A 6,810-nucleotide genomic window follows, 5' to 3' on the forward strand; every position below is an offset into this window, starting at 1 on the left:
TATTTGTCAATATTAATCCTTTCAATCAATTCATTAGTTATCTAAACTAAGTCCAATAAATCCAAAAAAGGTATCAATAGTAAAGTAAACTAAATAATTGAGTTATAAATGGCTATTTTCACAAAACTGTTTCATTATCACACTAGCTAATCTCAGTACATAAACCATTTTTTTATCTATAGGTTTTGTCTTAATCTTGATCTTTTTTCTTCAATCCAAGAAGCGCTCCTACTATAAACAATATTCCCGCAATGAATGGTGTAAGAACTTCGCTAACTGTTCCAGTTTTTGGCAACCTATCAGAATTGTTAGTAGTTGATTTACTATCGATATCGGTATATTTATTAGCTATGCTGTCTTGTTCATTAAGATAAACATCCTTCTTAATTTCAAAGTTTTTATCATTTTTATCAGGAACAATACTGTTGACATCATTAGTTGAATCAGATTGTGTTTTTTCTTTCTTTTTGGATACATCAAAAGTAGGTTTATTTTCCTCCTCCTTTTTCTCCTCTATTTTCTTGAATACAGGTTTTATAAGGATATCTTTTGACACATTAATAACATAGCCAACGTCTTTTTTCCCTTCGACACCAGAAATTTCCCAGCCATCAAATTGATATCCTTTTTCTAATTCACCCTTATAGGCAGGTAAAATGAAATCTTCTTCCGACACTATCGTTGAACTCATTTCTTTTCCATTTTGAATGGTCACAGTCACCGTATGAGCTTTTAATTCGCTCACCTCTCCCGTATCTTTGTTTAAAATGAATTCTTTTACGGTCGTATTTCTTGCAAAATCTTTTACAACAATCTTAATGTTTAGTGTCTTATCTGTTAGTTGTTTAATATCATCAAATGATTTATATTCTTTTCCATTTACATAAATATGTTTGTCTTGAATCTCACCATCGAATCCATTATTTCTTTTATCATTGATGTTAAAGACTACAGATTTTCCGTCAGCATATTCAATACTAGTATTTCCCTTAGGATCAATGTTTACTTCGGGTTTGACATTATCATATAAAAATTGATAGTGTACTCCAACCGCTTTCGCATTCAAATCGCTATAGCCAGTTTTAAGATAAACATTTCCATCCATATCTGTTACCTTATCTGGGAATCCGTTTGCTTTATAGTCTTTCATTCCCCAGTCCATGATGTCACCGTCTTTAACATTAAGCTTAACGTTAAAATCTCTAGTGTTATCAATGTGTAAATCTCCGTAGATTAAATAATTATCTACAACAGATTCATTAACTCTCAACTCCCAGTTAAAACCACCCTTATCAGAAATCTTACCTCTTAAATAAAATTCTGGATTTCGTACATAAATTTTATTAGATTTAGATGGATTAAAGTAGTTCTTGTCCATTGAAAGATTTACTGGTTTTGCATCAATAAATAACGTAGAGCCTTCTTCTTTTATAGCTTCTACATTGGACTTATCCTCTCCAGTGTACTCTTTATCATCTTTACCAAATAATACAAGTTTAGAAGGATCTGTTACAAGATTTCCATCTTTATCGATTGCCTCCCCTTTATCGTTCATTTTAAATCTAAACACTTGATACCTTACAATGTTAAAGCCGTCCAAAGCCGACATTAATACTGATTGAGTACTTCTTCCATCTTCAACATTTCTACTATCAGCATAAATTATTTTTTCTGAAAGGACTCTTAGATTAGGATTGGCCTTTTGTATTTTTGCTATATCTTCCTTGCTATAAACTCCATTTCCTTCTAACATATCCGTTTTTCCAGGATTGTAGGTAGTCACTTTTAGTGCATAGCCTTTTCTCAGAATGATATTATCCTTTAATAGATATTGTTGTTTTTCTGAATCAGAATAGATTTTACCAGATTCCATTTCAGTTAAATTATTTGGTTTGTTCTTTGAAAGATCACCTTCTCCTAATTCTATTACATTCCCATAACTTGATGCATACGGATATTCTGTCTTAGTTTCCTTATTTTTTTCAGGCATTCTAATCTTCGTTTCAGCTTTTATCTGATCATCATCTTTAACAAAGAATCTCATATCTCCTGAAAAAGCTAATCCATCCACAATATCATTAATATTAGCGTATAAATCAAATGTCATCGTTTTTGAGTGGGAATCATACTTGGTCGTTTTGATTTCTATCGATTTATATTTATTACCATAATATACCTTGGCATTTTTAGAAACATTACTTATCTTTCCAAGAATTTCAAAGTGTCCATCTTTAGACGGGCTTAGAACACCATAAATTTTTGATTTGATTTCGTCAAGTTTTTCAGTTTCATATTCTAAGGCACTACCATCGTCATAAGCAATGATATTTCCCTTATCATCGTATTTATAATCGTATTCTTCTGTCCTCTTACCAGTTTCACTTGTAAAGTCATCAACTTCTCTAAATTTCTTTTTAATGAGTTTCTTTAAGTCTTTACTTTCAAACTCTCTAATTGTTGAAATCGTTTTATGAATAGTCAAGCTAGATTTTTCTTCGATAGATTCTTCATTTTCTTGATGATGTTCTACTTCAGTTGTATCTTTTTTAAGACTATCCTCTTTTCTATTTTCTAAATTTTTAAATTTAGATTCGGCAATCTCGCCAAGTTTTTGGTATTTAGATGAATCTTGATCAGGATCTACTAGATAATAGGAAATCATCCCCTTTTCATCAGCATGATCAGCAAATTTAATTCTATGAATCTTTGTGAAATTGCTAGAGCCATCTAGTGCAATGACTTCAATGATTTTTCCTCTTAAATCTCCTGCACCATTAATTTCATAAATGGTATTTCCGTCTTTGTCAAGTTTCCTATTTCTTCCTTGACCCTCACCTGCATAAGTTACTTCAAGATTTTTCTCAACTTCTCCATCTTCATTAACCAGAGCGGCGCCGGCATACCAAACTTCGTTTGCAATCTCGTCAAATTTTTCAGGATGTTCTTTCTGATCTCTCGCAAATAGGGTTTCATTCTTGTATTGATCTTTTACCTTGTGATAAGTATCCTTTGTAATCAACTTAATTTTTTCAGGGTTTGAAAAATCAATTGAAACAATCTTAGGAGCTGTGTTATCAATTTTTACAGGAATATAGGAAACCTGCCATGGGTAATCTTTAGTTAATCTATATTTAAATTTATAGAAATATTGACCTTCCGCAATCGGTTCAAATTGACCTCTTATCCTAGTAGCTGGATCTTTGGTATCCTTGCTTTCTGGTGCATTTTCTTCTTTCCCTCTAGGATTATAGATGAGTCCATCCCATTTCAAGTCGCCCCAAACTTTTAGCTTAGAAGATTTGATTCCCTTTGCATCATTTCTTTTAGAGTTTAAAATTCCTTTAACAAAGTGTTCTCTCGAAATGACTTTTAAGTCTCTTTGATTTTCTCCCTCTTTATTTGTATTTACTATTGAAATCATTCCTTCTTCTGCACTTCTTAATACAAGTGGAGAAGGTGTTAATCCTCTCTCAAGTTGAGCATCTTGAGGATTTCCATTTGAATCTAAAGGATAAATTTTAGCAATATTAGAACCACTTGATGATGGTGCGTTGATCCCTTCGTTATTGAAAGCAAATAATTCTGGATTTTGATCTAGTGATGTTGTATTTTTATCTTTTCTATTTTGTATAACTCCTGCTGGATTAAATTTATCTATACCATGTTCTCCACCAATTCCCTTATTTAAGGTTCCTGGAATTTTTGGTTTACCATCATCATCATAACCTTCCATTGTTTTTGATTTTGAACCTTCTTCCCAGGCCCATTTATCAAGGATTGGTTCCTTATTCCAATCCCCAGCAAATCCCATTAGAGGCATTGATAAAGAAGGTTGGAAATTTGTTTTCTTCCCATTGGAGTTTAGAGCTTCCATTTCTTCCACTGACTCAAAATGAATAAATGATTCTACGAATTTATTTTTGTTTTTTGCTTCCCCAACGTTTATAACCGCATTTAAATCAAAGCTAGAATTTGCTCCTATGGTAAAAGTATCATGCTCAAATGTGATATTTGCTCCTTTGACTTTTTCTGGGTGGATTTCTGGAACAATTTGCTTCCCATCTGGAGATTTTTCGTCTTTATATGTTTCATCCAGTTTTAGTCTATCAGTTAGAGCATCTGTAGTTATCGCTGATGCTGAAACTTTAAAGGTTAAAGGTCTGTTTGATGTATTGTGAAGCTTAATTGTAAAGTATTTTTTATCTCCTTTTATTTCTTTAAGAGAAATAGAACCATAAGAGTTTACCAAACCTTTAGAATCCGTGTTTTTAAAAGTAGCTACAACTTCATTTCTCAAAGCATTGGCCACATTAATTAGCCCTGCTCCCTGTTGTCTAGGTGATGCAAAGTATTGGCTTTTTTCTTTCCAAGAAGTCGCATCCATCATAGGCCGTGCAGTATTTTGTAGGGCTATTTTTGTAAGACTTGTAAGGTCTATTTTGTCATCTCCCTTAAGATTTTTCAAGGCAGGTCTTTCAAGCATTTCCTTTAACTTTGGTCTAATCAAAACAGTAGAAGCTGCCACGATTGGAGTTGCCATACTAGTCCCTGACATATAACCATAAGTTGATTTCCCATTAATGACATTGAGAGTGGATTTAATGTTTTTACCTGGTGCTGAGACATCAGGTTTTAAAAGTAAATCTGTTCTCGGTCCCCAAGATGTGGATCCTGCTGGAACTATGACATCTTCTTTATACAATTCTTTATCTGTGTCAGGTGCAAACTTAAAGTCAATCTCTTTTTCGTCACCTACATTCGGTTTATTAGAATTATAGCTGGCCATATCAATTGGATAGTATTGCTCCAATTTATCTTTGAAATCTTCCTTACTATTTCTTTTAACCTCAGTTTTTTTATCAGGATTAATCATGTTCCATAGCTTTACACCATCATCTCCTGAAATTGAAAATACTTGACTTTTAGTCCCTTCATCCGCTTCATATCCCATGGCTGGAAGCTCTGTCCAATTATCTCTGTTATAGTAATTGACAGTATTTACAACCATAATGGCGCGTGCGCCCTTATCCGTTGCTCTTTTAAAAGCATCTTTTAAATCCTTGGTATAAATTCGATCCATTACTGCAATTTTGCCCTTAAGATCCAATCCTATCAAATCTTTGTCTTGACCTTTGCCTATATATATAAAGTTTAATTTACTAGGAGCTTTTGAACCGTCTTCATTTGTTGTGATTTTATTCTTATCGAAAAAGGCCCCTATATTTCTGTATTTAAAATTTTCTCCACCTATGTTGACTTTATCAAACTCAACTGTCTGATTTTTAGCAGAAGCAACTGCTATCGCATCTTCATGTGCTGCAGTTCGTGTTACATTTCCAGTGTCGGTCATTTTCAGATTATTATTTGCCACTAAATCCCATGAAGAACTTGAAGCAGAAGTCGCATAGTTACCCGTAGCTACAACCATTGGAATGCCTGCTTTTCTTAACGCTCTAATAGCTTCCCAATATTTCTCACCTACAAGACCTGTTCCTGTAAAGCCAGATGATACCGAAACAACATCGACATTGTGTTTGATCGAATCTTCAATAGCATGAAACATTGTTTCATCTCCTGCGAAGCCAGATCCTGCGTCAGAGTACATTTTATAAGAGAAGATCTGTGCATTAGGAGCAATTCCATCTATTCCGTTAAAGTTTTTAATATCTTTTTCAGTATCATTTCCCGCAAGAATCCCTGCAATATGCATCCCATGTGGATCAAAATAATCGCTTCCATCATCAGCTTTTTCTACAGTAATTTTGCCACCATTATAATAATTGAAAGCATGAGGAATTTTATCACTCAACCAGAAATTTTTATCAGTACCTTTTAAGTCTTCTTTTTTGAATCTCATTGAGCCTTTAGCATCATCATCGATTCTCATAGCCTTATGCCTATAATCTGTCCCGGTATCGATATTTGAAATGACCATACCTCTACCATCAAAATTTTTACCAAATGGAGCATTGATAGACTTTAGGTAATCAATTGCCTCTTCAACTCCAATTTCCTTTCTGGCATGATTCATCATTGGCTGGACTTTTTGTGATCGTTCAACCGATGAGATACCTTCTATTAGTTTAATTTTGTCCAGATTATCTGGAGTTGTTTCTATTGCAACGCCATTAAAAACCGTATCATAAGTATATAAAACTTTTGTATCCTTAAGATTGGATAATTCCTTGATTGCTTTTTCTCCAGATTCTTTATCTTTAAATTCAGCAATATAGACAAGTTTATCCTCTTTTTTGGGACTTTCTGGGTCTTTACTTGCAGACGAGTCCGCTTTATCTTCTTTGGATTGATTGGAATCTTCTTTTTTGCTTGTTGCTTTTTCGTTGTTAGCTTTATTATCTATCACAGATTCTTTACTAACAATTTCTTTTTCCTCAATAACTGTTGTTTTCTTATCTTCAGTATCCTTTGAAGTTTCTATAGCATTATGAATATCTTCATGTTTCTCTTTATTCTCTGTTTCCTTATCTACTACTACTTTTTCTTTATCAGAAATTTTCAAAGTATCTTCAGAGCTAGATGTGTCTGCTAAGACTACCTCATTAGGGACATATGCTGCTAAAATAACTGCAGCTGTGGTTAGTGACAATACTGTACTTTTTTTCATTTTAATTCCTTACATATTTATTTAACTTCCAATAGATAGAAAACTTTAACCTTGCTAGCCTTTGTTATAAAAAGTTTTACTAATACTCTTCGAAAATCTCTTCAAACTGCGTCAACGCCGCCTTGCCGTATATATGTCACTGACTTCGTCAGCTCTATCTACAACCTCAAAGCAGTGCTTTGAGC

Annotated in this window: 1 protein-coding gene; it reads right to left on the reverse strand. The window is 33.4% G+C overall.

Annotated features, from left to right (window positions below):
• Nucleotides 1–190: 190 nt before the first annotated feature.
• A complete protein-coding gene (locus tag HMPREF2805_RS02450) occupies nt 191–6,625 on the reverse strand; it encodes a S8 family serine peptidase (RefSeq protein WP_075231242.1) in 6,435 nt (2,144 codons plus the stop codon).
• Nucleotides 6,626–6,810: the final 185 nt, after the last annotated feature.

This window comes from Streptococcus sp. HMSC034E03 (assembly GCF_001811505.1).
In the GTDB taxonomy this organism is placed as follows: domain Bacteria; phylum Bacillota; class Bacilli; order Lactobacillales; family Streptococcaceae; genus Streptococcus.

What these genes read in the sequence shown, in the direction of transcription:
- HMPREF2805_RS02450 (WP_075231242.1), bottom strand. Translation starts at nt 6,625, where the DNA reads ATGAAAAAAAGTACAGTATTGTCACTAACCACAGCTGCAGTTATTTTA.